A 25440-nucleotide genomic window follows, 5' to 3' on the forward strand; every position below is an offset into this window, starting at 1 on the left:
CCTTACTTGAGCTTGAACGACACGCCGGCGTTGAGCACCGCGTCGCCGGCGCCGATGTCGGCGTAGACGGCCATCTTCGGCTGGAAGAAGTAGCGGCCGCCCGCGCGCGCAGACAGATAGAGCGCGCTGTTCGAGCAATAGTCGAAGGAACCCTGCGGCGAATTGTACGAGCAGTTGATGATCTGGTAGCCCAGACCCAGCCCAATGAATGCGTCGAGCTTCTTGTTCGGGAGCTTGAAATGGTAGTTCGCCGTGCCCACGATCGGCAGCACCTTCACCGACCACGAAATCGACGGCACCCGATCGTTGTACGAGTAGTAGTTCGCGCCGACCATGATGCCGAGCGTGCCGCCGCCGAAGTCCGGCAGATCCTTGATGATCTTTTCGTAGCGCGCGCCCGGCGCGAGCGCGCCGCCCGTATTGCCCAGGCCGACCACGGCGCTGAAATCCGAATAGCCCTTGGCGAGCTGCGCCTGCGCCGTGGATGCTCCCACGAACAGGAGCGTGGCCGACGCGGCGAGCGCGAACAGTTTGCGCATGATCCGTTCCTCGTGAAGATGGAGGGGGTGTGAGGTGACGCTGATTTAACACGCCGTCGCCAACCCCGACAGTCTCACGTCATGGCAATGCGCACGCGCGGGTCAGATTACCGGCTCGTTGCGTATCGCATGGCGGCGTTACGCGATCGCGAGCAGCGCAGCGACCTCATCCAGATGATGCACGATGGCATGCGCCCCGGCGGCGCGCAGCATGTCCGGCGAAGCAAGCTCAGCGTATCCGATCACGCGCATCCCGGCGGCGGCGGCACCCTGCACGCCCAGCACACTGTCTTCGACGACGACGGTGCATGCCGGATCGAGGTGCAGCGCGCGGGCTGCATGCAGAAACACATCCGGCGCCGGCTTGGGGCGGCCCACCTCGAGACTGGAGAAGCGGCGCCCTTCGAAGCGCGGGGCCAGTCCCGTGGTGCCGAGGGTGGTGCTCATCTTGGCCTGCTCACCGTTCGATGCCACCGCGTAGGGGATGCCCGCCGCGTCGAGCGTATCGAGCAGCGCGACGATGCCCGGCACTGCTACGACTTCGTTGGCGAGCGCGATGGCGGTAAGCCGATGAAAGTCGGGGAGCAGCGTGTCGGGGGGCGTACGCCCCAGGCGTTCGGCGACGATCTCCAGACAGCGCGCCATCGAGTTGCCCATGTACGTCGCGAGCGACTGCTCGGTGGTCGTGGGCAAGCCGATGTTGGTCAGCAGACCGGCCCAGACGCGATTGGTGATGCGCTCACTGTCCACCAGGACGCCATCGCAATCGAAGATGACGCCCTGCAGCCCTTCGACGAGTGCCGGCATTACGCGTGGGGCGTGTCGCGCAGATCGGGCGCGTTGCCCAGCGCCGGCGGCGCACTGCCCAGGCTCGCGCGCGCCTGCTCGATCTGCGCGCGGACCGCCTCCGGCCCGGTGCCACCGGCGATGTTGCGCGCCGCGAGGCTCGCCTCGGCGCCCAGCGCATCGCGCGCATCGCTGCCAAAGAGCGCATGCGCCTTGGTGAACGCGTCGGCGGGCAGCTCCGTCATCTCGATGTTCGCTTCTTCGGCCTGCCGCACGAGCGAGCCCACCGCGCCGTGCGCTTCGCGGAAGGTGGCACCCTTCTTCACGAGATAGTCGGCCAGATCGGTCGCCATCATGGCGCTCGACACCGCCGCGCGCATCCTGGCCCGATCGAAGCGCAGCTCACTCACCGCGCCGGCCATCGCCGGCAGCACGAGGTTGAGCAGATCGACCGCATTGAAGAGCGCACGCTTGTCGTCCTGCAGATCCTTGCTGTAGCCGCTCGGCAGCCCCTTGATGGTGCCGAGGATCGACACGAGATCACCAAGGACGCGCGCGCCGCTGCCGCGCGCGAGTTCGAAGACATCGGGATTGCGCTTCTGCGGCATCATGCTGCTGCCGGTGGAGAAGCCGTCGCCGAACTTCACGAAGCCGAACTCGCCCGAGCCGTAGATGATGAGATCTTCGGCGATGCGCGAGCAGTGCACGGCGATCATGGTGCACACGAAGACCGCTTCGGCCACGAAGTCGCGGTCACCAGTGGCGTCGATGGAGTTGGGCGAGATCGCATGGAAGCCCAGCTCTTCCTTGAGCAGCACGCGCGAGACGGGGAACGCCGAGCCGGCAATGGCGCCCGACCCCAGCGGCAACGTGGCCGCCCCGCGCGCCGCGTTGGTGAGCCGCGTGCGATCGCGATCGAGCGGCCAGAAGTGCGCGAGCAACCAGTGCGCGCCACTCACGGGCTGGGCGCGCTGCAGATGCGTGTACGCCGGGAGAATGGCATCGGCGATCGACTCGGCCTGCGTGAGCAGCGCGCGCTGCAGTTCGCGAATGGCGCCATCGAGCTTGCGGAGCGCGTCCATCGTCCAGAGCCGCGTGCCGGTCGCCACCTGATCGTTGCGCGAGCGTCCGGTGTGCAGCTTGCTCGCGACGGTCCCCGCCTCCTCATGGAGCAGGCGGTCGATCATGGTATGAATGTCCTCGTCCGTCGCCACCGGCTGCGCCCCGTCGGCGATGCGCTGCGCGACCCGCTCGAGCCCCTGCCGCAGCGCGTCGCTCTCCTCGCGCGTCAGGACTCCCGCCTCGCCCAACGCGAGCGCCCACGCCTGCGAGAGCCGCACGTCATGCGGCCAGAGGCGGAAGTCGGTGCCGATGCTGCGATTGATGGCGTCGAGGAGCGGATGGGGACCGCTGGCGAAGCGGCCGCCCCAGAGCTTGTGCGTGTTGGGATCGTTGGACATGGGAGGGGAATCTATTGGGTTCCGACTTCCGACCTCGGAATCGGAGGTCGGTTGTCGGACAACTATGGACGGTCGGAGTCGGGATTCTTGTCGGACAATCGGGGTCGGCTTGCCGGGGGCTGGAGCCTGCTGCGCTCCGGGGGGCGGAGTGCCCTGGCTCGGCGCTTTGCGCCTTGCTCGGGCGGTCGGAGGTCTGGACAGGCGGAGCGCAGCACGCGCTCGCCCCGGGCAAGCCGACCCCCACCTCCGAGCCCGATCCCGATTCCCACTGTCCATAGTTGTCCGACAACCGACCTCCGATGCCGACGTCGGACGTTGGAAGTGGGCTCAACGCTCGATATACGCCTTCAGCTTCCGCACCACCCGCTCTCTCCCATCCGTCGACCGGCAGATAATGAGCACCGTGTCATCGCCCGCGATCGTGCCCGCCACATCGGGCCACTCGAGCTGATCGAGCACTTCGGCGACCGGTTGGGCCCCGCTTTTCATCGTGCGGGCCACCACGAGCACCTGCACGCCCTCCACGCCGACGAGGAGTTCGGGGAGCATGCGCTCAAGCCTCGCGAGCGCGACATCGCTGGTGCCGTTCTCGGGGAAGGCGTAGCGCGCGCCGCCGTGGCCGTCGGGGATGCGGGCGACGCGCAGTTCGCGGAGGTCGCGGGAGAGGGTGCTCTGCGTGACGTCCCAGCCGCGTCGGTGGAGCTGCTGGCGCAGCGCCTCCTGGCTCGCCACGGCGTGCGTCGAGATGACGTCGCGGATGGCGTGGTGGCGTTCCTGTTTGTCGGACACAAAAAAGCTCCGGAAGAAAACGGTATCACGGCGCTGAGCCAATTGACACCGCAGGTATGCAAAATTATGCATTAATAGTGCATACTCTCCCGTATCCGATGCAACCGTCTTCCGCTTCATCGAACGTGCCCGAATCCGCCCCATCGCCCCGCTATCGCGTGGGGGTGCTGGGCGCGTCCGGCTATTCCGGCCGCGAGCTGTGCACCCTGATCGCGGGGCATCCGCAGCTCGAGCTGGCCTTCGCCACCGCCAACACCCAGCGCGGTGGTACGCTGCGGGTGCGGGCGGCGGGCGTCATGCATGACATCCCGCTGATTGCCCCCGAAGCCGCCGATCTCGCGGGGGTCGATCTGGTCTTCGCGGCGCTGCCGCATGGGGCGAGCGCGGAGTGGGTCGCCAAGGTCATCGCGGCCGGCTCGCGGGTGGTGGACCTCTCGAGCGATCTGCGCCCCGGGCACGGCGGCGTGTCGCATGCTCTGCCTGAGGGTGTGCCGGCCGACGCTCCCTATGGAATGCCGGAGCTCTTCCGCGAGCAGGTGGTGGGCGCGCGCGTGGTGGCCAACCCGGGGTGCTATGCCACGAGCATCCTCGTGGCCCTCGCGCCGCTCGCCAAGGCGGGGCTCATCGCGCCGGGCGCCACGGTGAACATCGCGGCGAGCAGCGGCGTGAGTGGCGCCGGCGCGAGCCCCAAGCTCGAGCTGCTCTTCGCCGAGATCACCGAAGACTTCCGTGCGTACGGCGTGGGGAACGCGCATCGCCATCTGTTCGAGATGCGCGATACGCTGGCCAAGCTGGGCGCCGACTGCGATCTGCTCTTCACGCCGCATCTGCTGCCGGTGGATCGTGGCATCCTGAGCACGATCACGGTGCCGCTCACGCGCCCGCTCGCCGATGCGCTCGAGCCCTATCGCGCGGCGTATGCCGATGAGCCCTTCGTGGAGCTCACCACCGCGCTGCCGGCGCTGGCCGACGTGCAGCATCGCAATGTGGTGCGCATCGGGGCGGTGCTCCCCACCGGCATGCGGCAGCCCACGCTGCTGGTGTTCAGCGCGATAGACAATCTGGTGAAGGGCGCCGCCGGGCAGGCGGTGCAGAACGCCAACCTGATGCTTGGTCTCCCCGAGACCGCGGGACTCCAGCAGTGATGGTCACGCCATGATCGCGTTGAGCTCGGCCCCCAAGATCGTCGTCAAGCTCGGCGGGCGTACGCAGAACGATCCGGCGCTCCCCGCCGCGCTCGCGCAGCTGTGGAAGGCTACGGCGCAGCGCGCGGTGGTCGTGCATGGCGGTGGCGATCAGATCAGCGCGCTGCAGCGGCTGCGCGGCGAAGAGCCGGTGTTCATTGGCGGCCGCCGCGTCACCACCGATACGGCGCTCGAGCTGGTGCGCATGGTGCTGAGCGGGCTCGCCAACAAGCAGCTCGTGTCGGCGCTGGTGGCGCAGGGTGCGCCGGCGGTGGGGATCAGCGGCGAGGACGCCGGTCTGCTGCGCGCGACGCCGATTGATCAGGCCACCTTTGGCTGGTCGGGCACTCCACAGGCGGTCGATCCGCGGGTGGCGCAGGCGTTGCTGGCGGCGGGGTTCTATCCGGTGATCTCGCCGGTGGCCGCGCGCGAAGATGCCACGCTGAGCGGTGCGTACAACGTGAACGGTGACGACGCCGCGGCGGCGATTGCTGCGGCGCTCGGCGCCGACGAACTGTTTCTGATGGCCGATGTGCCCGGTGTGCTCGATGCGGAGAAGGCGCTCATTCCGCAGCTCACGCTCGACGAGGCCCGGGAGATGGTGGCCAGTGGAGTGGCTGGTGGCGGCATGGCCGCCAAGTTGGACGCCTGCGCCACGGCGCTGGCGGGTGGGGTGTCTCGCGTGCGGATCGGAGATCTCGCCGCACTCACGGTCCCCGAGGCGGGGACTCATTTGATCGCTTCTCGTTCCAGGTAGCTGCCATGTCCACGACGATGACTTCGCCCGCTTCCACGACCGCGTTCACGCCCACGGCTCCGGCCGCCGCGACGACGCCGGCCACGCTGCCCGCCATTCTGGGCACGTACAAGCGACAGGCGCCGCTCTTCGTGCGAGGCGAGGGCGTCTATATGTACGACGAATCGGGGAAGGCGTATCTCGACTTCGTCGCCGGCATCGCCGTCTCGAGCCTGGGGCACGCCGACGCGGGGGTGATGAACGCCCTGCAGGAAGCGATGGCCACGGGGCTCATCCACACCTCGAACCTGTATCGCACGGCGCCGGGCGAGGCGCTGGCGCAGTGGCTGGTGAGCCACTCGTTCGCGTCGAGCGTGTTCTTCGCCAACTCGGGCGCCGAGGCCAACGAAGGCGCCTTCAAGTTCGCCCGCCGCTGGGCGCGCAGCACAGGGCACGAGTCGAAGCACGAGATCATCGCCGTGCGTGGCTCGTTCCACGGCCGCATGCCAGGCACGCTCGCGGCCACCGACCGCCCGAGCTATCGCCTGCCGTTCCGCCCGCTCATGGGCGGTGTGCGCATCGTGGAACGGGACCTGACCGAACTGCGCGCGGTGCTCGACCCGGAGACGGCGGCGGCGGTGATCGTCGAGCCGATCCAGGGCGAAGGCGGCGTGCGTGTCCTGGATCCGGAATTCCTGCGCGGCCTGCGCAAGCTCACGCAGGAGCGGAACGTGCTCCTCATTCTCGACGAGATCCAGTGCGGGCTCGGCCGCACGGGCTCGTTCTTCGCCTACGAGCAGCTGGGCTTCGAACCGGATCTGCTCACGATCGCCAAGCCGCTCGCGAACGGCCTGCCGATGGGCGCGATCCTGGTGAACGACGCCGTGGCGCGTGTGATGCAGCCGGGCGATCACGGGACGACGTTCGGCGGCGGCCCGCTGCTCGCGCACGTGGCGCACCACGTGGTGCAGCGCCTGAGCGAGCCGGCGCTGCTGCAGCACGTCCGCGAGACGGGCGCGTGGTTCGGCGCGCAGCTCGAGGCGATCGCGGCGCGCACCGGCGCGGTGCGTCAGGTGCGCGGCACGGGGCTCATGTGGGGCATGGACGTCCACGAGCCGGCGGCGGCGATCATCGGCCGCGCCTTCGAGCGCGGGCTGCTGATGGTGAGCGCGGGTGAGCACACGCTCCGCTTCCTGCCGCCGCTCGTCATCACGAAGGACGAACTCGCGAAGGGGCTCGAGATTCTCGAGGCGGCGCTCAAGGCGTAAGCACGCGCTTCCGCCGGCTCGCGGTCACATGCGCGAACGGTTCGCGAATCCGGCGAATCGTTCGCGCTTGACATTTGCGCTTGCAGTTTGCGTGCGCCGTTCCAATATTCCTCCATCCTTCACGTGCCTCCGTGAACGGTGCGGTGCATCCACGCGGTTCATATCGCGTGTGGCCCGCGAAGCGCACCAGCCCGCGTGGCTCGATCACCGGCGGTGTTGGCCCTGTCCTGGTACATCGATCCGGCGATGTACTCGAGGCCGGACAGGGCCGCCGGTGGTGCTGGCGCCTCGCGCCGCCCACTCGGTGATCCCAGAGGGCAGTTAAGTTTCGCCCATGCGTTCCCACGACTTTTCTCGTCGCGCGAGTCTCTCCGCGGCGCTCGTCGCGGCCATGGCCGCGCCCGCAGTCGCGCCTGTTGAGGCGCAGGTCGCTTCGGCCTCGACGCCGACGCTCGTTGTGCAGATCACCGTGGACCAGCTGCGCCCGGATTATCTGGACCGCTACAAGGACCAGTTCACCGGCGGGTTCGCGCGGCTGCTCAAGAACGGCGCGTTCTTCACCAACGCCTACCACGACCACGCCACGACCGAGACGGCGCCGGGGCATGCGACGCTGTGGAGCGGGCGCTATCCGGCGCACACGGGCGTCGTGCTCAACGAGATCGGCGTCGCCGACCCGCAGGCGCCGCTGCTCTTTGGGCGTGGCGGTGGGGCGAGCCCGTACCGCTTCCGCGGGTCGGCGCTCTTTGACTGGATCCGCACGCGCGACCAGTTCAGCAAGGCGCTGAGCGTGAGCCGCAAGGACCGCGGCGCCATTCTGCCGCTCGGGCGCGCCAAGCAGAATGTCTACTGGTACTCGCTCGAGGGGCGCTTCACCACGAGCCGCTACTACGGCGACACCGTCCCGACCTGGGTCCAGCAGTTCAACGCCAGGATGAGCGCTCAGCGCTTCCTCGGTGCCAAGTGGGAGCTGCTGCTGCCGGCGTCGCAGTACAGCGAGAAGGACTCGGTGGCCATCGAAAGCCAGGGGAAGGATTTCGTCTTCCCGCACGTCGTCCCCACCGATGCCCGCACGGGCTACAACGACCTCACCGAGTACCCGTTCATGGACGAGTACACGGTGGACTTTGCCCTGGCCGGCGTGAACGCGCTCGAGCTCGGGAAGGGGCCGAGCACCGATGTACTAGCCGTATCGCTGTCTACCACAGATGCCGTGGGGCACCGCTACGGCCCCGATTCGCGCGAGATCCACGACCAGGTGCTGCGCGTGGACCGGCAGCTGGGGCGGCTGATCGACTCGCTCTACAAGATGCGCGACTCGACCAAGATCATCTTTGCGCTGGGCGCCGATCATGGCGTGACGCCGTTCCCCGAGCTCGCGTTCCCGGGGGTCGATCCCGATCGCGGGCGCGTGAACCCCACGCCGGTGATCGACGCGGCGCGCAGTGCGCTGGCCGCGCGCGGGGTGGAGGGCGACGCGCTGCTCCTGCAGAGCGGCATCGTGTCGCTCGATCGTCGCCGCCTGGCCGCCAAGGGGGTGAACTTCGACTCGACCGTGACAGCCGTGCGAAACGCGCTCCTCAAGCTGCCGGGGATGCTGCGCGTGGACCGCGTGACGACGCTCGCCGCCGACGCCAAGGCCGGCAACAAGTTCGCCCGCCGGTGGCTACACTCGGTACCGACCGATATGGGCGCGGTGCTCACCGTGACCTTCAAGGAAGGGTACTACTGGTACACGACGCGCTATGCCACGCACGGCTCGCCGCATGACCTCGACGCCCACATTCCGATGCTGTTCATGGGCCCGATGTTCAAGGCCGGCCGCTACGCGCAGCCGGTGCGCAGCGTGGATATCGCGCCGACCCTCGCCGAGGCGATCGGGGTGGAGCCTATCGAAGCGATCGACGGCCGGATCCTCACCGAACTGTTCCGGAAGGAGCCGCCCAAGCCGGCCAAGCGTTAACCCCGCATGACCAGCCTTTCCCGCGCCTTCGACGAACTGCGCTTCGGCCCCGGCCGTACGCTCAACCTGCGCGCCCTGCAGCCCACCGCGCTGCAGGCGACGCAGCTCGCCGAGCAGTGGCTTCGCGAGCAGCAGGTGCTTGGCGCCGAGGAGGCGTTGGTCATCACCGGGCGCGGCAACAACTCGCTCGACGGCTACTCCCCGGTGCGCGAGTCGATCGTGCGGCTCCTCCCCTCGCTCCGGCGCCGCAACGTGATCGAAGGGTACGAGGAGCACACGCCGGGGTCGTTCATCGTGCGCTTCGCGCCGGTGAAGGCGCTCTTCGAGACCCCCAAGCGCCGGCGCGAGAAGCCCGCCCAGGTCGTACCGCGCCCACCGTCACTCAGCGGCCTCGACGAGGAGACGGTGCGACAGCTGCGCGACCTGGCGTATCTCTCACTCGCGGCATTGGGGTTGATGAGCCCGACGCGTGCTCAGCTTGAGGACGAGATGCTGCGGCACTTCGCGGTCCTCTCCGCCGCGCTCCCGGACAACGGGGATCGCGAGGCGCTGCTGCAGCAGGCGATGCTCCGTGCCGCTGAGGAATACGAGCGGGGCTGAGATGTGAGAGGTGAGGTCTCGCACAGAGGCACAGAGGGCCACAGCGGTGCACGGAGAACAACTTTTCAAAAATGTTGTCTCTGTGTATCTCTGTGGCCCTCTGTGCCTCTGTGCGAGACCTCTGCGCCCTCTATTGCCGCACGACCATGTTGTCGAAGAGGCCGTACCCTTCGAGCGCCAGATATGTCGGCGGGGCGATCGCGGCGTTGTAGGTGCCGATGACCACGTTGTTGATCGTCAGTGTCACCGTCTGCGCCACCGGGTCGATGCGGAGCTTCATCGGGTTGAAGCCGGCGTAGCCTTCATTCCCCTCGGCGAGGATCGGGCCGGTCATGCCGTTGAGGCGCAGCTGGTAGTGCATCGGGCCCGGGTTATTGATCGAGTTGTCGATCTTGAGCCAGAGTGTGCCGCTGTTCGCGAGCGCCTTGCTGGTAACGCGGGTGTTGGTGAAGCCCATGGCGATGTACGCGCCGGCGACCGGGCGGGGATAGCCGTCGATGCTGAACTCGTAGGCCGTCCTGGGGGCCACGAAGGGGAGCAGCGCCGAGGGGAAGACGGTCATGCCATTGAACTCGCCACTAAAGAGGCAGCCGTTGAACGGCGCGACGTCGATGGGCGAGGGCATCTGGTTGTCGTTGAGCGAGCAGGCCGCCCACTTCCACGACTCCGCCAGGTCGCCGTCGATCCAGGCGACGTTCTTGTTGTTCGGCCACTCGGCCCAGAAGCCCGCGATGGAGTTGTCGAGCGCCACGTACTTGAGCGTGCCCTTGCCGCCCGTGGGGCGCCACTGCTGATCGGCGCCGAACGATTCACGGTAGATGACGCCCGGGGCGGGCGCGGTGGTGGGCATGTTGCTCGGCGCCGGCGGCGGCTCGATGAACTTGCCCTGGCGGGCGTCGACGGGGGCGGTGAGCGGCGACGAGCCGTCGGCGCAGGCGGTCAGCGTGGCGGCGGCCGCGGCGAGCACAACGAACGTGAAGGAGCGGAGCATGGTCGGAAGGGCGAGTGGGGGCCAAGGCGCACGACGAGACGCGTCGTGCGGATGCTCAGCCATATGGCAACGGCGGTGCCATGTCCTTACGACGGCCGGAATGACGTAAGTCCTTTGCCCGCAACACATCGCGGAAATCTTGCGTAACCCTCCGGGTGAATTGATTCGCGCCGTGCTGCAACGAAACGTTGCAATGCACGCCCCTTGCCGAGCCCGTCGCGGGGGGGCAGCGTGTGCACATCCCATCGATCCGGAGATCCATGATCCCCCGCCTGTCCGGGGCCGCTGCACGCGGCCTCTCGCTTGGCGCCGCCCTGGCGCTTCCGTCCGTGGCCGCGGCGCAGGCCCTTCCCGGCTACACCCCCGCCAACGCGGCGGCGCAGCGCACGGCTGAACAGCAGGCCATCGCCGGCCCGGTGCCGGCGCGCGCGAATGAGCGCTCGAAGGAGCTCTCCAAGGAGCCGCATGTGGCCGGCACGCGGGCGCAGAAGGCGACCGCCGACTACGTCATCGCCCAGATGAAGGCGATGGGGCTCGAGACGGAGTACCGCATCTATGATGTGTGGCTGCCGCACGCCACGAGCGTGAAGATCACCAAGATCGGCGCGCGCCCGGTCGCGCTCGACTTGAGTGAGCCGCCCATCGCGAGCGATCCGGCGACGCAGTTCCCGCAGTATCCCACGGTGAACGGCTCGAGCGGCGCCGGCGTGGGCGAGGGGGAGCTGGTGTTCGTCAACTTCGGGCTCATCGAAGACTACGCCGTGCTCGACTCCATGGGCGTGAGCGTGAAGGGGAAGGTCGTGCTCGCGCGCTACGGCCGGAGCTTCCGCGGTATCAAGGCGCGCGAAGCGGAGAAGCGGGGGGCCGTGGGGCTCCTCATCTATACCGATCCACTCGACGACGGCTTCGTGCAGGGCGATGTGTACCCCGACGGCCCGATGCGCCCGCTCAAGGGATTGCAGCGTGGGTCGGTGTTCAACGGCGCCGGCGACCCGCTCACCCCGGGCTACGCGAGCAAGCCCGGCGCGCCGCGGCTCAAGCCGGAAGACACGAGCCTGCCCAAGATTCCGGTGGTGCCGATCAGCGCGTACAACGCGCAGCTGCTCCTCGCCGAAGTGAAGGGCACCGACATTCTGCGCGGCTGGCAGGGCGGGATGGCGCTCCGCTATCACGTCGGCCCGGGGCCGGTGAAGGTGCGCGTGGAAGTCAAGACCGACGCGGCGACCGCCGGCACCAAGCCCATCATCAACACGCTCGGCTACCTGCGCGGCAGTGAGTACCCCGATCAGTACGTGTACATCGGCGGCCACCGCGATTCGTGGGGCCCCGGCGCGGCCGACAACATCAGCGGCACGGTGAGCATCATGGAAGCGGCCAATGCGCTCGCCGATCTCGCCAAGAAGGGCATTCGCCCCAAGCGCACGATCGTCTTCGCGACGTGGGACGCCGAAGAGTGGGGGCTGGTGGGCAGCTCGGAGTATGTCGAAGACGATTCGCTCCGCCTCAAGAAGGGTGCGGTGGCGTATCTCAATCAGGACGTGTCGGCGCAGGGCTCGCAGTTCGGTGGCGGCGGAAGCCCGAGCATGCGCGCGGTGCTGCGTGACATCACCAAGCAGGTGACCGACCCGAAGACCAAGGGCACCGTGTACGCGGCGTGGCGCGCGGCGACCGGCACCAAGGCTGATACGCTCGAGCCCCCGATGGGCGATCCGGGTGGCGGCAGCGACTTCGCCGGCTTCTTCAATCACTTCAGCATTCCGATCGCCGAGTGGGGCTTTGGTGGCCCGGCCGGCACGTATCACTCGGCGTACGACACACACGCGTGGATGGAGAAGTTCGGCGACCCGGGCTTTGAGTATCACGCCACGAGCGGCCGCATTGGTGCGGCGGTGGCGCTGCGCCTCGCGAACGCCGACATCCTGCCGTACGACTACGTGGAGTTCGCGCGCACGATGAAGAAGTACGTCGCGCCGGTGGAGCGCGGCATGGCGCAGAAGACGTGGAACACCGATCCGGTCGAGAATCTGAAGGCGGCGATCGCCAAGCTCGAAAGCTCGGCGGCCGCCTTCGCGACGGCGCGCGATGCGGCGCTCGCCGGCACGGTGACCAAGGCGCAGAAGGATGCCACCAACGCGGCGCTGCTCACGGTGGAGCGCTCGTTCGCGCGCGACACCGGGCTCAAGAGCCGGCCCTGGTATCGCTCGATGATCTACGCCTCGGACGTGGACAACGGCTACAGCACGATGGTCTTCCCGGGCGTGGGCGAAGCGATTCGCTATGGCACCGAAGCCGACGTGAACGCCGAACTCACGGATCTTGTGGCGCGCTTCAACGCGGCGGCCGCCGCCGTCGACAAGGCCCGCGCGGCGCTTGGCCGCTAGTCAATCACCTCCACACCTCCGCTCCCCCGCCTCTCCGCAAGTCAGGCACAACGGCATCGGCCGGATCGCTGTGCCCGCCATGCGGAGCGGCGGCGGAGCGGGGCAGCGGAGAACTGCTGGTCCAATTGGAGAGATATGAGCGTACAACACCTGACCCCGAAAGAAGTCGCCACGCGCCTCGAGGAGCCGAATCCTCCGGTGATTCTCGACGTGCGCGAAGTGTGGGAGTACGAGATCGCGCATCTCACCCCCAGTGAACTCATTCCGTTGTCGACGCTCCCGGGGGCGGTGCATCGGTTGGATCCGCAGCAGGAGTACGCGGTACTCTGTCATCATGGGATGCGGTCGGAGATGGCGGCCAACTGGCTTGCGCAGCATGGGTTCACGCGCCTCATCAACATCGATGGGGGGATCGACGCGTGGAGTGATGAGGTCGATCCCTCGGTGCCGCGCTACTAGGTCGCCATGCTGAGCGCCGGGCAGTTCATCGCCGCGGGGATTGCGGCGTCGGTGGCGCTCTTCTGGCTGGCGGCGCGCCGCCGCGCGCGGATACGGGCGATGGATGCGGCCGATGCGCAGCGCCGGCCGCGGAATGCCGAGGGGCTGGTGATCGGGGCGGAACCGATCATGCTCACGGGCACGACCGGGCGCGCGGTGCTCCTGCTGCACGGCTTCAATGATTCGCCGCAGAGTATGGCCTACCTCGCGACGCGGTTGCATGCGGCGGGGTACACGGTGCATGCCCCGCGGTTACCGGGACATGGCTGTTCGCTCCCCGCGATGGCACGGGAGCAGCGCGCGCCGGCGTGGCGCCGAGCGGTGGCCGACGCGCATGCGGCGCTGGCCGCGTCGCATGCCCAGGTCTTTGTGTGCGGGCAGAGCATGGGCGGCGCGCTGTCGGTGCTCGAAACGGTGGAGCGCCCGCCCACGGCGCTCGCGCTCCTCGCGCCCTACCTTGGCATGCCGGTGGCGCTGCGCGCCAAGCTGGCGGTGGCGATGCTCTTCGAGCCGTTCATGGCCTATCTGCGCAGCACCGGTGGCGAACGCTCCATTCACGACGATGCGGCGCGCGCCAAGGCGCTCGGGCCTGGCCTCGTCACCGCCACCACCCTCGCGGCACTACAGCATGTGGCGCTGAGCGCCGAAGCGGCGCTCCCTCGCGTACAGGTGCCGACGCTCTATCTGCAGTCGCGCCTCGACAATCGTGTCCCGGCCGCGGCCGCCGAGCGGCACTTCATCGCGCTCGGTGCGCCGACCAAGGAGATCCGCTGGTTCACCGGGAGCGGGCACATCCTCTCGGTGGATTTTGAGAAGAACGCGGTGGCGGACGCCGTGCTCGACTTCTTTGGTCGGTTCGGCGGATAGGTCGGGTCTCGCCAAACCGCACGGACGGGTGCGAAACGCGGCTGCCAAAGGCCGGGGAACGGACTAGGTTTGAAGGGTTGCCCGCGAACGTCCCGGGCAGCTGAAGCCTGAGAACCGTTTGGAGTTGCACATGCCCGAGTTTGGAAGCTGGGGAGCCGACTGGTGGAAGCCGGTGGTGTTCGTCATGATCGCTGGCCACCTCACCAACATTTGCGTCACGCTGTTCCTGCATCGCGGGCAGACGCATCGTGGCGTGGTCTTTTCGCGCCTGGTCGAAGTGCCGATGCGCGTGTGGCTGTGGCTGACGACCGCCATTCGCACCAAGGAATGGGTGGCGTGCCACCGGAAGCATCACGCGTTCGCCGATCGGGAGGGCGATCCGCATAGCCCGGTGGTCGACGGGCTCCGCAACATCCTGCTCAAGGGCGCCTTCTACTATCGGAAGGCCGTGCGGCAGCCGGGTGTGCTCGAGAAGTACGGCAAGGGCACGCCCGATGACTTCCTCGAGCGGCATCTGCTCGACAAGCGCTCGAGCGTGGGCATCGTGCTGATGCTCGCCATCGACATCTATCTGTTCGGCTGGTTCACCGGCCCGGTGGTGTGGGCGGTGCAGATGATCTGGATCCCGTTCTGGGCCGCCGGCGTCATCAACGGCATCGGCCACGCACTCGGCTACCGCAACCACGATGTGAAGGACGAGAGCCGCAACATCTCGCCCTTCGGGATCATCATTGCCGGCGAAGAGCTGCACAACAACCACCACGCCGACCCGCACAGCGCCAAGTTCGCGCACCGCTGGTTCGAGTTCGACATCGGCTGGATGTACATCAAGCTGCTCTCGCTCTTCGGCCTCGCCGAAGTGAAGTACGCCCGCGTGGGCGAACACGTCCGCATCGCCGAGACCATCGATGGCTGATATCGCCTGCACCCGCTGCGGCCAGACGCGCGAAGGCTTTGAACGTCCGCCGTTCCCCGGCGCGATCGGCACGCGCATCGTGGGCGAGATCTGCAAGGTCTGCTGGGGCGACTGGCTCAAGCAGCAGACGATGCTGATCAATCACTACGGCCTGAACGTGATGGACCCGCAGGCGCGGCAGTTCCTCACGCGGAACATGGAAGCGTTCCTGTTCAAGGCGCCGGGCGGGGAGAATGTGGACACGACGAAGCAGGGGACGATCAACTGGTAAGCCGGCTTTGAACTGATCGGTTTGGGGTTTGGGGTTGCTGGTTTGGGGTTGTCGGGTTGAACAACCCCGAACCCTACCCGTGGACCCCAAACCTTAAGACCCCGCACCCCAAACTGATCGGTTAAAAAAACGCCGCGCCGAGTTCACAGACTCGGCGCGGCGTCCTACTTCGGGGTGGTGGTCCTGCTCTCGCTGGGGAGTCGAGATCGTGCGTGTTCAGTTCACGCCGGCGATGTAGCGGGCCAGTCGCCCGCACTCGGCGCACTTGAGTGTGACGTGCGAATGCGGTGGCGGCGGATGCACCACCGGATCACGCTGAATCGTGCCTGAGCAGGATGGGCAGCTCAGTGGAAGTCCCGTGCGGTCGCTGGCGATCAGGTGCAGCGCCTGGGCGGGATTGTACGTGTTCGGGCGTGGCTTACGCATCCAACAGCCTCCGTTGCGTAATGACTGTCGCACCACTGGGGAAGGGGCGACGCGCGAAAGCTATATACGCCTGATTTGGTCTTAAAGCGCTCCGCGTACTATTGCGGAGGCGCTGTAACCATCAACTGCTCATTTAGACGGATTTTCGCTAGGACTCACCGGTCTCGAAATGCTCGGACTGAGTACCTGTACCCCAGTTCATTGGACCGCTCGGTACTAATTTGGGATTAGCCGGTTATGCCACAGGCTGGCTCAGTCCCACGGCGCCGGGCGGCGCCAGATCCGGCGCGAGAGCCGCCAGGAGCGCTTGGCCGACATCTCGTTGGTCTCGCCGGGCGGGAACAGCTCCGCATCGCGGTATTCGTCGATGAAATCGGTGGCCTTCGCGCTCGCTTCGTCGGCCCAGTGCACGATCTCCGCTTCGGTCGTCATCGGCTGCACCGGGCTCCCGAACTCCAGCGCACCGTGATGCGACAGAATGAAGTGCAGCAGCTCATCGCGCTGCGCGTCGGTGAAGGGCACGCGGCTGTCGCGCAGGCGGCGATCGAACATCAGCGCGCCAAGCGTGACGTGGCCGAGGAGCATGCCGGTGGTGGTGTGCGAGAAGCCCTCGGGGTTCACGGCGTACGCCTCGACCTTGCCGATGTCGTGCAGCATGGCGCCGGCGATGACCAGATCCTGATCGGCTTTGCGCACGGTGCGCGCGATGTAGCGCGCGATGTCGGTCACTTCGAAGACATGCAGCAGCAGCCCACCGAGCTGCGCGTGATGCCCGTTCACCGCGCCCGGCGTGCGCTCGAACTGCACACGAAAGGCGTCGTCGGCAAAGAAGAGATCCACGGCGGCGCGCACGCGCGCTGACTTGATGCTGCCGCGCAGTTTGTCGAGCGCGTCCCAGACCTGTTCGGTGGGCGCATCGATGCGCGGCAGAAACGCGGTCGGATCGAACTGCTCAGGGAGCAGCACGCGGAGGGGCGCCTTGAGGTCGAGCTGCCGGCGGCGCGCGCCGGCGTCGCCGAACATCGCGACTTCGCCGATGACGGCCACGACCTTGCCCTTCTCCGCGCCTTGGGCCCACTCGAGCCGCTCCGACCAGATCGGCGCGGTCTCGATCACGCCCGTGCTGTTGGCGAGCGTCAACACGACAAAGGGATTGCCGGTCCGAGTGACCTTTTCGGCGCGGTCGCGGACGAGGAACTCCTGTTCGACGCGGGTGCCCACGGGCGCCTGCGCGAGGCTGATCGGGTGAGACATGGCTGAAAGATGGCGGGCGGCGTCACCGCGCCGTTAGCGGCGGGCGTCCAGCCGGGGCCCGCCGGGGGGGTCGGCCCTTGCGCCCGCCCCTCGACCGGGAGAGCGTTAATCAACTCTCTCAGCGCTATGGCTACTTCGACTCGTCCCATCCCCGACACCAAGGCCGTTCGGCCCGGTGGACACGCGCCCGACGTCAATGACGCCGAGCTGGCTGCCCTGCGGCTGTTCATCATCATGTCGCGCGCCCATACGGCGGTCACCGCGCACGCCGCGGCGGATATCGCCAAGCATGGGCTGACGCTCGCCGAGTTCGGGATTCTGGAGGCGCTGTACCATCGGGGGCCGATGCTGCTGGGCGAAGTGCAGAAGCGCATTCTCGTCTCGAGCGGCGGCATCACCTTCCTCGTGGACCGGCTCACGGCCAAGGGGCTCGTGGAGCGCCAGACCTGCGAGAGCGACCGCCGGGCGCGCTATGCCGCCCTCACGGAGAAGGGCACGACACTGGTGCGGGAGATCTTCCCCAGCCACGCCGCGGTGCTCACCCGGGCCCTGTCGGGGCTGTCGGTGGACGAACAGAAGGCGGTGACGGCCATGATCAAGACCATGGGGCTCGCCGCCGCCTCGATGCCGCTCCCCGACCAGGGCTGAGCGGGGCCTTTCCCGAAAAAGCGCTCTTGACGGGCGCTTTTTTGTTGGGTATAATACTCACAGCTGAGATAAACGATCTCCAACAACTCCTAAGTGAGGTTCCTATGCTGTGGCACTTCGACCCCGCGCACTCCCAGATCCAGTTCTCCGTGAAGCACATGGGCATCTCCACCGTGCGCGGCACGTTCCAGGCCTTCACCGGCGAGATCGATGAGCAGGACGGCCAGGTGAAGACGGTCTCGGTGGACATCGATGTCGCGAGCCTCAGCACGGCCAACGAGCAGCGCGACGGCCACCTCAAGAGCCCGGACTTCTTCGACGTGGCGACCTACCCCACCGCGAGGTTCGTGCTCACGCAGTTCACGCGCGCGGGCGACGACGTCACCGCCACCGGCGACCTGACGATCCGCGGCGTGACCAAGCCGGTCACCTTGAAGGGCGAAATCGGCGGCCCGGCCAAGGATCCGTGGGGGAACGAGAAGGTCTCGGCGGTGCTCGAGACCAAGATCAGCCGCAAGGAGTTCGGCCTCACCTGGAACGTGGCGCTCGAAGCGGGCGGCGTGCTGGTGAGCGATGAGGTGAAGCTGCATATCGACGTGCAGGCGGCGGTGGCCGTCGCGGCAGCGTAAAACCCGTCAACCCCGAACCCTATAACACCAAACCCCAAACTGATCAGTTTGGGGTTTGGTGTTATAGGGTTTGGAGTTCTTGGGTTTTTACTTCTTCCAGTCCGCAACGAAGAGGTTCGTTTCCGTCGCGATCTTGTCATGCCGATTGCTCGCCCAGAGCAGCTTCTTGCCATCGGGGCTGAACATCGGGAAGCCGTCGAAGACGGGGCTCGTCGTGATCTGCTCGAGGCCGGTGCCGTCGAGGTTCACGACGTAGAGATCGAAGTTGCCGCTGCGCGGATTCTTGTGATTGCTCGAGAAGATGATCTGCTTGCCGTCGGGGGTCCATGACGGGCCGAAGTTCGCACCACCGAGCTTGGTGATCTGGCGTTGGTTGCTGCCGTCGGCGTTCATGACGAACAGCTCCATGCGGTTCGGGCGGATCATGCGCTTCTTGAGCAGATCCTTGTACGCCTGCAGGTCCTTGTCGTTGTCGTAGTGCCAGGCGCGGTAGACGATCTGCTTGTCATCGGGGCTCCACCACGGGCCGCCGTCGTAGCCGGGCGTCGTGGTGAGGCGCTTCATGTCGGTACCGTCGACATTCATCGTGTAGATGTCGAGGTCACCGTCCTTGAGGCTCGTGAACACGATCTTCTTGCCATCGTGGCTGAGCACGCCCTCGGCGGTGTACACGCCGAAGTTCGTGAGGCGCTTCATGTCCTTGCCATCGATGCCGACGGTGTAGATGTCGTACGGATCGATGCCCCACACGTAGCCGTTGCTCGGATCGGGCTTGGGCGGGCAGGCCGTATCGGCGGCGTGCGTGGCGCCAAAGAAAAGGCGCTTGGTGCCCGGCAGGAACCAGCCGCAGGTCGTCTTGCCGCCGCGCGAGACCTTGGTGAGGCCGCTGCCATCGGCGTTCATCACGTACTGCTGATCGCAGGTGCGGCCGTCCCGCGTGCTCTGGAAGGTGATCATCTTGCCGTCGGCGCTCCAATACGCTTCGGCGTTCTCGCCGCCGTTGGTGAGCTGCACGAGGTTGGACAGATGACGCTCGCCCGAATCGGGGGCGACGGCGATGCGGGTGGTGCCGTTGAGGGCCGGAGCGGCGGTGGCCGCCGGGCGGCTGGAGCTCGAGCACGCGGCGACCGTCGCGACCAGCGCGGCGCCGAGGATCAGGGGACGGGTCATATCAGAGCAGGAGGGGCGGAAATACGGATGGGGAGAACCGTATCGCGGGATGGAGGGGCCGCCAATCAGGGATTTTACCTAGAGACCAAACCCGAAACCCCATCCCGAAACCCAAACCCCAAACTGATCGGTTCGCAGACCTGATCAGTTTGGGGTTTGGGTTTCGGGATGGGGTTTCGGGTAGGCTAATTCCCGCTCTTCTTCACCGGCGCCTTGGCCACCGGCATCGCCGTGCCGGCCACCGTGAACAGATCCTTCTGGGTCGTGCTCTTCTTCATGAGCTCGAGCGCCTTGCGGAGCTGGTTGTCGTCCTTGAGGCTGCGGCGGCGAACCAACGTGTCACCGAAGGCCACCTTGGCGACGCGCTCTTCGACGTAGCGGTCCACGTCCGTCGCGCCGGCGTCCCAGACGGTCTTGTCGATCTTCACGGTGTCGGCGACGAGCTTCTGCCACACCTGATCGCGCCAGGCGGTGTTGTACGTGAAGGTCGGCGTCACCTTCCCCTTCTGCGCTTCGGCCACGGCCGACACCGCGTTCAGGTACTTCTGAATGTTCGGCGCGAGCTGGCGGCGGAGCTGCTGCTCGGGGGTGGTGAGCGTATCGGGCGGCACGATCACGTCCGGCGTGATGGCGCCACCGCCGTAGAGCGTGCGGCCGGCCGCGCTCTTGAACGTCGGGCGCGCCTTGCGGACGGAGTCGGTCTCCATCGAATCGGGCAGGACCTCGAGGAACTGGCCATCAGCCGTGAACTTGCGCTCCTTCTGAATGGAGCGGCCGCTCGGCGTGTACCACTTGCCGGTCGTGATCTTGAGGGCGTAGCCGCCATCGAGATTGTAGACGCTCTGCACGAGTCCCTTGCCGAAGCTGGTCGTGCCGAGGACGAGCGCGCGGTCGTAGTCCTGCAGCGCGCCGGTCACGATCTCCGACGCCGACGCCGAGCCACCATCGACCATGACGATGAGCGGGATGTCGGGCATGAGCGGATCGACCTGCGCGACGTACTTCTCGAACTCGCCGCGGCCGCGCACCGAGAGCAGTTCCTTCCCCTTGGGGAGGAAGAGATTGGACATCGAGAACGCTTCCTCGAGAATGCCGCCGGGGTTGCCGCGGAGGTCGAGGATGATGCCCTTGGCGCCCTGCTTCACGAGCGCCTTGGTGTTGTTGACGATGTCTTCGGTGGTCTGCTCGGAGAAGCGCGTGAGCGGGATGTACCCGGTCTTCTCGTCGAGCATCATGGCGTACGGCACGGCCGGGACGTGAATCTCGGCGCGCTTGAAGTTCATCTTGATGGGCTGGTTCACGCCAAGGCGCAGGAACGTCACCGTGACCGGCGTCCCGATGGGGCCGAGGAGGTGGTTCTGCACTTCCTGCGTGTTGAAGCCGCGCGCGTTGACGGTGTCGATGATCGCGATGCGATCGCCTTCCTGCACGCCGCCGCCTTCCGCCGGTGAGTTGGGGAAGACCTTGTCGACGATGACGTAGTCGCCCGACTTCACGATCTGCATGCCGATGCCGGCATAGCGCCCGTTCGTATTGCGCGAGAACTCGGCGAGCTGCTTGGGGGTGAAAAGCTCGGTGTAGGGATCGTTGAGCTCCTTCACGAGGCCGCGGGCGGCCTTCTCGTAGAGCATCTGCGCGTCGAGGGTATCCACGTACCGCAGGGCGACGAACGTCAGCACCTGGTCGAGGAGTTGGGCGCCCCCGCGGGTCTGGCGCTGCTGCAGGGCAAAGCCCGAGGCGACCAGCGGTACGGTGACGAGGGCGGCCAGGGCGGCCATGCGCTTACGGGTCATGCGGGTCTCGGTTTGGAGGACCTTGGAAGGTACAGGCTACTTCTAACGTACGCTGAGGATGGACCGCTGTTCCTTGTCGGGGCGGCGGGGGCCTCGGGCTCTGCGACTGGGATCTGTTCGGATCGGTCGATCAGAAGTCGGACTCGGGACAACTATGGACGATGGGAGTCGGGATCGGGCTCGGAGGTGGGGGTCGGAGTGGTAGGGATGGGGCTTGCTGCGTGAAGGGCATTTTAAAGCCAGTGTCGAAGCAGAAAGACGCCACCAGTACTCCGACCCCGACTTCCGAGCCCGATCCCGACTCCCACTGTCCATAGTTGTCCGTAGACCGACGTCCGAGAGAGCGCCGGACGCCGCCTCCCATCAGCCCTCTTCCCGCGGCCTCGATCCCAGCACGTAGTCCACCGCCCACTGCCGCTCGTACTGCCGGATTCCGATGTCCCGCACCAGTCCCGCCGAGAGCAGCATTTCGTGCGCCGGCTGGAGGACGCGCTGGAGGTGCGAGGGGTAGCGCTGGGTCAGGGGGAGCTGCTCGGCGAGGCGCTCGAGGGGGATGCGCCAGCTGAGGCGGCCGTCGGCGCGGGCGACCTCGAGGATGCGGTAGAGGCGCCGGGCGACGGGGCTCGAGAGGGCGTGGTAGCGGCTGGCGGAGAGGGTCACGACGTGCCGGGCGGCGAGGTTCGCGCGCAGGGTGGCACTGAGGGTGACCCGGGCGTCGCCGGGCTCGCCGGCGGCGAGGTTGCCGAAGAGGTGGAGCTGTTCGCGGTCGGCGACGCGGCGGCGCTGGACGCTGACGGTGCTGAGGACCGTGAAGCTCAGGTCCTCGTGGCCGCTGGCGGCGCTCCAGTAGGCCCCGATGCTTTCGAGCGTGGTGCGCTCGAGGCGGGTGAGGGCGGCGCGGAGCTGCTCGTAGGTGCGGCCGTCGGCGCGGCGCCCCATGGAGCGGAGGAAGGCGTGGAGCGTGAAGGTGATCGCCCCATCGGCGGGGGAGCCGGCCTCATGGTAGCGATGCAGCAGCTCCACGTAGACGTCCTGATCGAACGTCCCGGGGAGGCGATCGCCCGGCGCGGGGATCACCCGCCAGCGCCCGCCGTTGTCGGTCGTGAACGACACGGGGGCGTCATCGGCGGAGTCGCTCAAGCGGAAGAGCGGCAGCTCTTCGATCGAGCGGTCGAGTACGACACCACGGACAGAGGGCCGACGACGGGCAGCGAGGGTCATCGGGGGAGGAAGTTGGTCACGCGCCTCGCATACAGCAACTGGCTGCGAACAACTGGCCGGCTCAGATCATCTCGGGCTTGAGCTCGTGCTCCACCACTTTGCCGTTCTCGAGCGTCACGTGATAGACGCGCGCTTCGGCGCGGGTGCCCACGATGCGCTTGGGCTGCTCGTCTTCGAAGTAGATGCCGGCGTCGTTGTCGCAGGCAAAGCCGGGCTTCATTTCGCCCGAGCCGATGAGCTTGTGGTAGAGCGGGCGGCGGCCGGCTTCGGCGTCGTAGTGCGGGCAGTGGCTCCCCTTCAGGAAGCCCATGCACTTCACCACGCTCAGCGCCTTGGGGCGCGAGTCGGTGGTGCCTTCCTCGAACCAGCAGAGGGAGCCGGCGCTGGCGCCACCCAGGACGATGCCCTTCTCCCAGGCCTGGCGGAGGAGCACGTCCACGCCCTGCGCCTTCCAGATGGCCTGCTGATTGAGCGTGTTGCCGCCGCTCACGACGATGGCATCGGCCGAGAAGATGACTTCATCGAAGCCCTGCGTTTGCGACAGGCTTTCGATGAACATGGGCTGCACGAACGGCTCGACGTTGAGCGGCGCGCAGCTCTGGTAGAAGCCGAGGATCGCGTCGGGGCTGTCGGCGCTGGCCGTGGGGAGGAAGAGCACGCGCGGCCGCGCCTTGCCGGTGAGCTGCGCCATATAGGCGATGAACTTCGTGCGGAACCCGCCGCCGGCGATGAGGATCTTCTTGGTGGCGCGGGGGGCAGTCGAATCGGTCATGACGGGTTCGGCGCTGAGCAGGGAGGGCGTGGCCAGGGCCGCGGCGGTCAGGGTCGCGGTGCTGGAGACGAAATCGCGGCGGTGCATGGCAGCAGGGGTTGGGGGCGACAGCCTACGCCTGATTCTCGCCCGGCTCGTCGCTGCCGTCCAGATCATCGTCGTCCGGATAGCCGAGGGCGGCGGTTTCGCTGAAGCGACGGCCGAGTCGGATCTGCCACGCCGCATCGCGCTGTAGCGCCGCGGGAATGGGCGGCGCGCTCACGCCGGCATCGGCGCAGACGTCGGCCAGCAGCTCCTTGCCGTCCACGAACACGAGCGTATCGGCGTGCAGCCCCGAGAAGACGCGCACGCCATCGGTCTCGATGATGTACGCCAGCAGATACTCGCTCGGGCCCAGGTCATGCGTGAGATCGGGCTCGTGCACAAAGAGCGTGGTGTCGCTCAACCGATCGGTGAGCGTCGCGCCCACCCCGGCTTCCACGGTCTCCACTTCCCACAAGCCAAGCGGTGCGCGCAGCGCGGCCTGCGCCAATGCACGCGACTCGACATCCGCGCGCTTGCCCGCGGCATCATCCAGCCACGCTTCCGCGATGGGCTGCTTGAGCGCACTCGGTTCGTAGTTGAAGAGCGACCACGCGGTGAAGAGATCGGCCACGCCTTCGTCGACGTCTTCGTCTTCCTTCACGCCCCACGCATCGAGCGCGGCATCGACCCAATCGGCTGTGAGCTTTTTCTCGGCCCAGTCGAGCAGCTCCTGCCCGACACGCTTCTGGCGCTGCAAGACGACGTCGCCCTTGAGCCATTCCTTGCGCGCGTCGGCCGGCAACGCCGCGGCCTCAGGCGGCACGGCAGCGCCGTGACACTTCTTGAACTTCTTACCGGAGCCGCAGGGGCAGGGCGCGTTTCGATCCATGCGGCCAATCTAGCGCGTGCTGCTGGCTCGGTGGATTGTGGGGATTGGATGGGGATTCGGTCGGATCTTGGGATAACTGAAACAGCATGGGGGATTGAGGGGATCTTGAGGATCTCGGGGATACAACACGAAAAAATGTTGTATCCCTCAATCCCCGAGATCCCCATGATCCCCCATGCTGTTTCAGTTATCCCCCAATCCCCCCAATCCCCCCAATCCGCGCCATCCATCGCGCGAGAACGCCGGTATCAGTTTGCGAGCTGCGCCGAGAACGTGGCGTGATCGATGTTGCCGCCGCAGACCACGAGCCCGACGCGCTGGCCGAGGAGTCGTTCACGGAGCGGATAGAGCAGTGCCGCAAGGGCCGCCGCCCCCGCGGGCTCCACGACGAGTTTGGCGGCGCGGAAGGTGAGGCGCATGGCGTCGCGGATCTGATCGTCGTTCACGAGCACCACCTCATCGGCGAACGCCTTGTTCATCGCGTACGAGTAGGGCTCGCAGCGCGGAGCGCCGAGTGAATCGGCGATGGTGCGAACGGCGTCGATGCTTTGGGGGCTGCCGAGTTCGAAGCTGCGCTTCATGGTGTCGGCGCCTTCGGGTTCGATCACGAACACCGTGGTGCTCGGTGAGAGGCGCTTCACCGCGCAGCTCACGCCGGCGGTGAGGCCACCGCCACCGGCCGCGACGAGTACGGCGTCGAGTTCGGCGCCGTGTGCGCGCACCTGATCGATGAACTCGAGGCCGAGCGTGGCGGTGCCGAGGGCGGTGAGCGGACCCTCGTACGGATGCACGAAGGTGCGCCCTTCGGTGGCTTCGATTTCGTGGACGCGATCGAAGGCCTGGTGGACGGTGTCGACGAGTTCCACCGTGGCACCGAGTTCGCGGCAGACGGCGATGCGATACGCGCTGGCGGTGCGGGGCATCACGACTTTGGCGGTCGTGCCAAGCGTGCGCGCAGCGTAGGCGAGCGAGATGGCGTGATTGCCCGCCGACACCGCCGTGACACCGCGCGCGAGCGTGTCGGCGCTGAGCGAACGCATCACCGTGAGCGCGCCGCGGGGCTTGAAGGAGCCGGTGCGCTGGAAGAGCTCTTCCTTGAGCCAGATCTGCGTAGCGCCCAGTCGCTCGGCGACGGCGTGATCGACCAGCTGCCGCACGGGGGTCGTGACGATCAGGTCGCCGAGCGCGGCGCGATTGGCGCGGATCTCAGCTTCGGTGGGGTAGGTCATGTTTTGAGTTTAACTGATTACATCCAAGTTGAAATGAGAAAGGCCTTCCCCCGGCTGGTCGCGGCGTAGCACATCTGAGGTGCTCGCCAAAGAGTGACCACTTACGCGGGCCGTGAGGCCCAAGGACCGGGGGTCG

The 25440-nt window shown here is 67.0% G+C and carries 25 protein-coding genes; 12 read left to right on the forward strand and 13 right to left on the reverse strand.

The genetic code is table 11. The features are described from left to right. Window positions 1–2 precede the first annotated feature (2 nt). The 4 genes from K2R93_10785 to argR all read right to left on the reverse strand — a co-directional run bounded on the left by K2R93_10785 (window position 3) and on the right by argR (window position 3574). Window positions 3–539, reverse strand: coding sequence for a hypothetical protein (locus tag K2R93_10785; GenBank protein ID MBY0490315.1), 537 nt, complete (start codon window positions 537–539; stop codon window positions 3–5). A gap of 138 nt (window positions 540–677) precedes the next feature. Beyond that, complete coding sequence (locus K2R93_10790; protein MBY0490316.1) at window positions 678–1346, reverse strand: HAD family phosphatase; 669 nt, start codon at window positions 1344–1346, stop codon at window positions 678–680. Then, window positions 1346–2785, reverse strand: a complete 1440-nt coding sequence (gene argH, locus K2R93_10795) for an argininosuccinate lyase (GenBank protein MBY0490317.1) — start codon at window positions 2783–2785, stop codon at window positions 1346–1348. The genes K2R93_10790 and argH overlap by 1 nt, the downstream gene beginning before the upstream one ends. A gap of 327 nt (window positions 2786–3112) precedes the next feature. After that, window positions 3113–3574, reverse strand: coding sequence for an arginine repressor (argR, locus tag K2R93_10800; protein MBY0490318.1), 462 nt, complete (start codon window positions 3572–3574; stop codon window positions 3113–3115). A 125-nt stretch (window positions 3575–3699) separates the two neighbouring features. Between argR and argC the strand changes: the two genes are divergently transcribed. From argC to K2R93_10825, 5 genes are all read left to right on the forward strand, one after another. Further along, window positions 3700–4719 (forward strand): N-acetyl-gamma-glutamyl-phosphate reductase, encoded by a 1020-nt coding sequence (gene argC / locus K2R93_10805; protein ID MBY0490319.1) that lies wholly within the window; start codon window positions 3700–3702, stop codon window positions 4717–4719. A 10-nt stretch (window positions 4720–4729) separates the two neighbouring features. Then, window positions 4730–5515 carry an acetylglutamate kinase gene (gene argB / locus K2R93_10810; GenBank protein MBY0490320.1) on the forward strand — a complete coding sequence of 262 codons (786 nt, stop codon included), beginning with the start codon at window positions 4730–4732 and terminating at the stop codon, window positions 5513–5515. Window positions 5516–5532: 17 nt separating this feature from the next. Beyond that, window positions 5533–6762, forward strand: coding sequence for an acetylornithine/succinylornithine family transaminase (locus K2R93_10815; protein ID MBY0490321.1), 1230 nt, complete (start codon window positions 5533–5535; stop codon window positions 6760–6762). Window positions 6763–7096: 334 nt separating this feature from the next. Next, on the forward strand, window positions 7097–8725 hold the full coding sequence (locus K2R93_10820; protein ID MBY0490322.1) for an alkaline phosphatase family protein: 1629 nt from the start codon (window positions 7097–7099) through the stop codon (window positions 8723–8725). Between the two features lie 6 nt (window positions 8726–8731). Continuing rightward, complete coding sequence (locus K2R93_10825; GenBank protein ID MBY0490323.1) at window positions 8732–9325, forward strand: hypothetical protein; 594 nt, start codon at window positions 8732–8734, stop codon at window positions 9323–9325. 130 nt (window positions 9326–9455) lie between these two features. On the opposite strand, the gene K2R93_10830 is transcribed toward K2R93_10825, so the two are convergent. Continuing rightward, window positions 9456–10316: a hypothetical protein gene (locus K2R93_10830; protein MBY0490324.1), complete on the reverse strand. Its 861-nt coding sequence runs from the start codon at window positions 10314–10316 to the stop codon at window positions 9456–9458. A 260-nt stretch (window positions 10317–10576) separates the two neighbouring features. Between K2R93_10830 and K2R93_10835 the strand changes: the two genes are divergently transcribed. The 5 genes from K2R93_10835 (at window position 10577) to K2R93_10855 (ending at window position 15249) form a co-directional block, all read left to right on the forward strand. Then, window positions 10577–12697, forward strand: a complete 2121-nt coding sequence (locus K2R93_10835) for a M20/M25/M40 family metallo-hydrolase (GenBank protein ID MBY0490325.1) — start codon at window positions 10577–10579, stop codon at window positions 12695–12697. Between the two features lie 135 nt (window positions 12698–12832). Further along, the gene (locus K2R93_10840) at window positions 12833–13156 is read left to right on the forward strand and encodes a sulfurtransferase (protein MBY0490326.1); all 324 of its coding nucleotides are present in this window, start codon (window positions 12833–12835) and stop codon (window positions 13154–13156) included. 6 nt (window positions 13157–13162) lie between these two features. Further along, window positions 13163–14062: an alpha/beta fold hydrolase gene (locus K2R93_10845; protein MBY0490327.1), complete on the forward strand. Its 900-nt coding sequence runs from the start codon at window positions 13163–13165 to the stop codon at window positions 14060–14062. 130 nt (window positions 14063–14192) lie between these two features. After that, window positions 14193–14978, forward strand: coding sequence for a fatty acid desaturase (locus K2R93_10850; GenBank protein MBY0490328.1), 786 nt, complete (start codon window positions 14193–14195; stop codon window positions 14976–14978). Beyond that, window positions 14971–15249: an oxidative damage protection protein gene (locus K2R93_10855; GenBank protein MBY0490329.1), complete on the forward strand. Its 279-nt coding sequence runs from the start codon at window positions 14971–14973 to the stop codon at window positions 15247–15249. The genes K2R93_10850 and K2R93_10855 overlap by 8 nt, the downstream gene beginning before the upstream one ends. 216 nt (window positions 15250–15465) lie before the next feature. On the opposite strand, the gene K2R93_10860 is transcribed toward K2R93_10855, so the two are convergent. Together K2R93_10860 and K2R93_10865 are read right to left on the reverse strand one after the other, a co-directional pair. Continuing rightward, a complete protein-coding gene (locus K2R93_10860) occupies window positions 15466–15675 on the reverse strand; it encodes a hypothetical protein (protein MBY0490330.1) in 210 nt (69 codons plus the stop codon). Between the two features lie 252 nt (window positions 15676–15927). Then, window positions 15928–16929, reverse strand: coding sequence for an HD domain-containing protein (locus K2R93_10865; GenBank protein ID MBY0490331.1), 1002 nt, complete (start codon window positions 16927–16929; stop codon window positions 15928–15930). Window positions 16930–17055: 126 nt separating this feature from the next. Between K2R93_10865 and K2R93_10870 the strand changes: the two genes are divergently transcribed. Further along, complete coding sequence (locus K2R93_10870; protein MBY0490332.1) at window positions 17056–17577, forward strand: MarR family transcriptional regulator; 522 nt, start codon at window positions 17056–17058, stop codon at window positions 17575–17577. A gap of 104 nt (window positions 17578–17681) precedes the next feature. Beyond that, window positions 17682–18206, forward strand: coding sequence for a YceI family protein (locus K2R93_10875; protein MBY0490333.1), 525 nt, complete (start codon window positions 17682–17684; stop codon window positions 18204–18206). A gap of 87 nt (window positions 18207–18293) precedes the next feature. Here the strand turns inward: K2R93_10875 and K2R93_10880 are convergent, their stop codons facing one another. The 6 genes from K2R93_10880 to K2R93_10905 form a co-directional block, all read right to left on the reverse strand. Continuing rightward, window positions 18294–19376, reverse strand: coding sequence for a hypothetical protein (locus tag K2R93_10880; protein ID MBY0490334.1), 1083 nt, complete (start codon window positions 19374–19376; stop codon window positions 18294–18296). A gap of 185 nt (window positions 19377–19561) precedes the next feature. Beyond that, complete coding sequence (locus K2R93_10885) at window positions 19562–21169, reverse strand: S41 family peptidase (protein MBY0490335.1); 1608 nt, start codon at window positions 21167–21169, stop codon at window positions 19562–19564. Between the two features lie 363 nt (window positions 21170–21532). Then, window positions 21533–22390 carry a replication initiator protein A gene (locus K2R93_10890; protein MBY0490336.1) on the reverse strand — a complete coding sequence of 286 codons (858 nt, stop codon included), beginning with the start codon at window positions 22388–22390 and terminating at the stop codon, window positions 21533–21535. A 61-nt stretch (window positions 22391–22451) separates the two neighbouring features. Further along, on the reverse strand, window positions 22452–23249 hold the full coding sequence (locus K2R93_10895) for a peptidase E (protein MBY0490337.1): 798 nt from the start codon (window positions 23247–23249) through the stop codon (window positions 22452–22454). Window positions 23250–23274: 25 nt separating this feature from the next. Further along, a complete protein-coding gene (locus K2R93_10900; protein ID MBY0490338.1) occupies window positions 23275–24075 on the reverse strand; it encodes an SEC-C domain-containing protein in 801 nt (266 codons plus the stop codon). A 248-nt stretch (window positions 24076–24323) separates the two neighbouring features. Next, window positions 24324–25304 (reverse strand): pyridoxal-phosphate dependent enzyme, encoded by a 981-nt coding sequence (locus tag K2R93_10905; GenBank protein ID MBY0490339.1) that lies wholly within the window; start codon window positions 25302–25304, stop codon window positions 24324–24326. Window positions 25305–25440: the final 136 nt, after the last annotated feature.

The sequence above is a fragment of the Gemmatimonadaceae bacterium genome, assembly GCA_019752115.1.
Lineage (GTDB): Bacteria > Gemmatimonadota > Gemmatimonadetes > Gemmatimonadales > Gemmatimonadaceae > Gemmatimonas.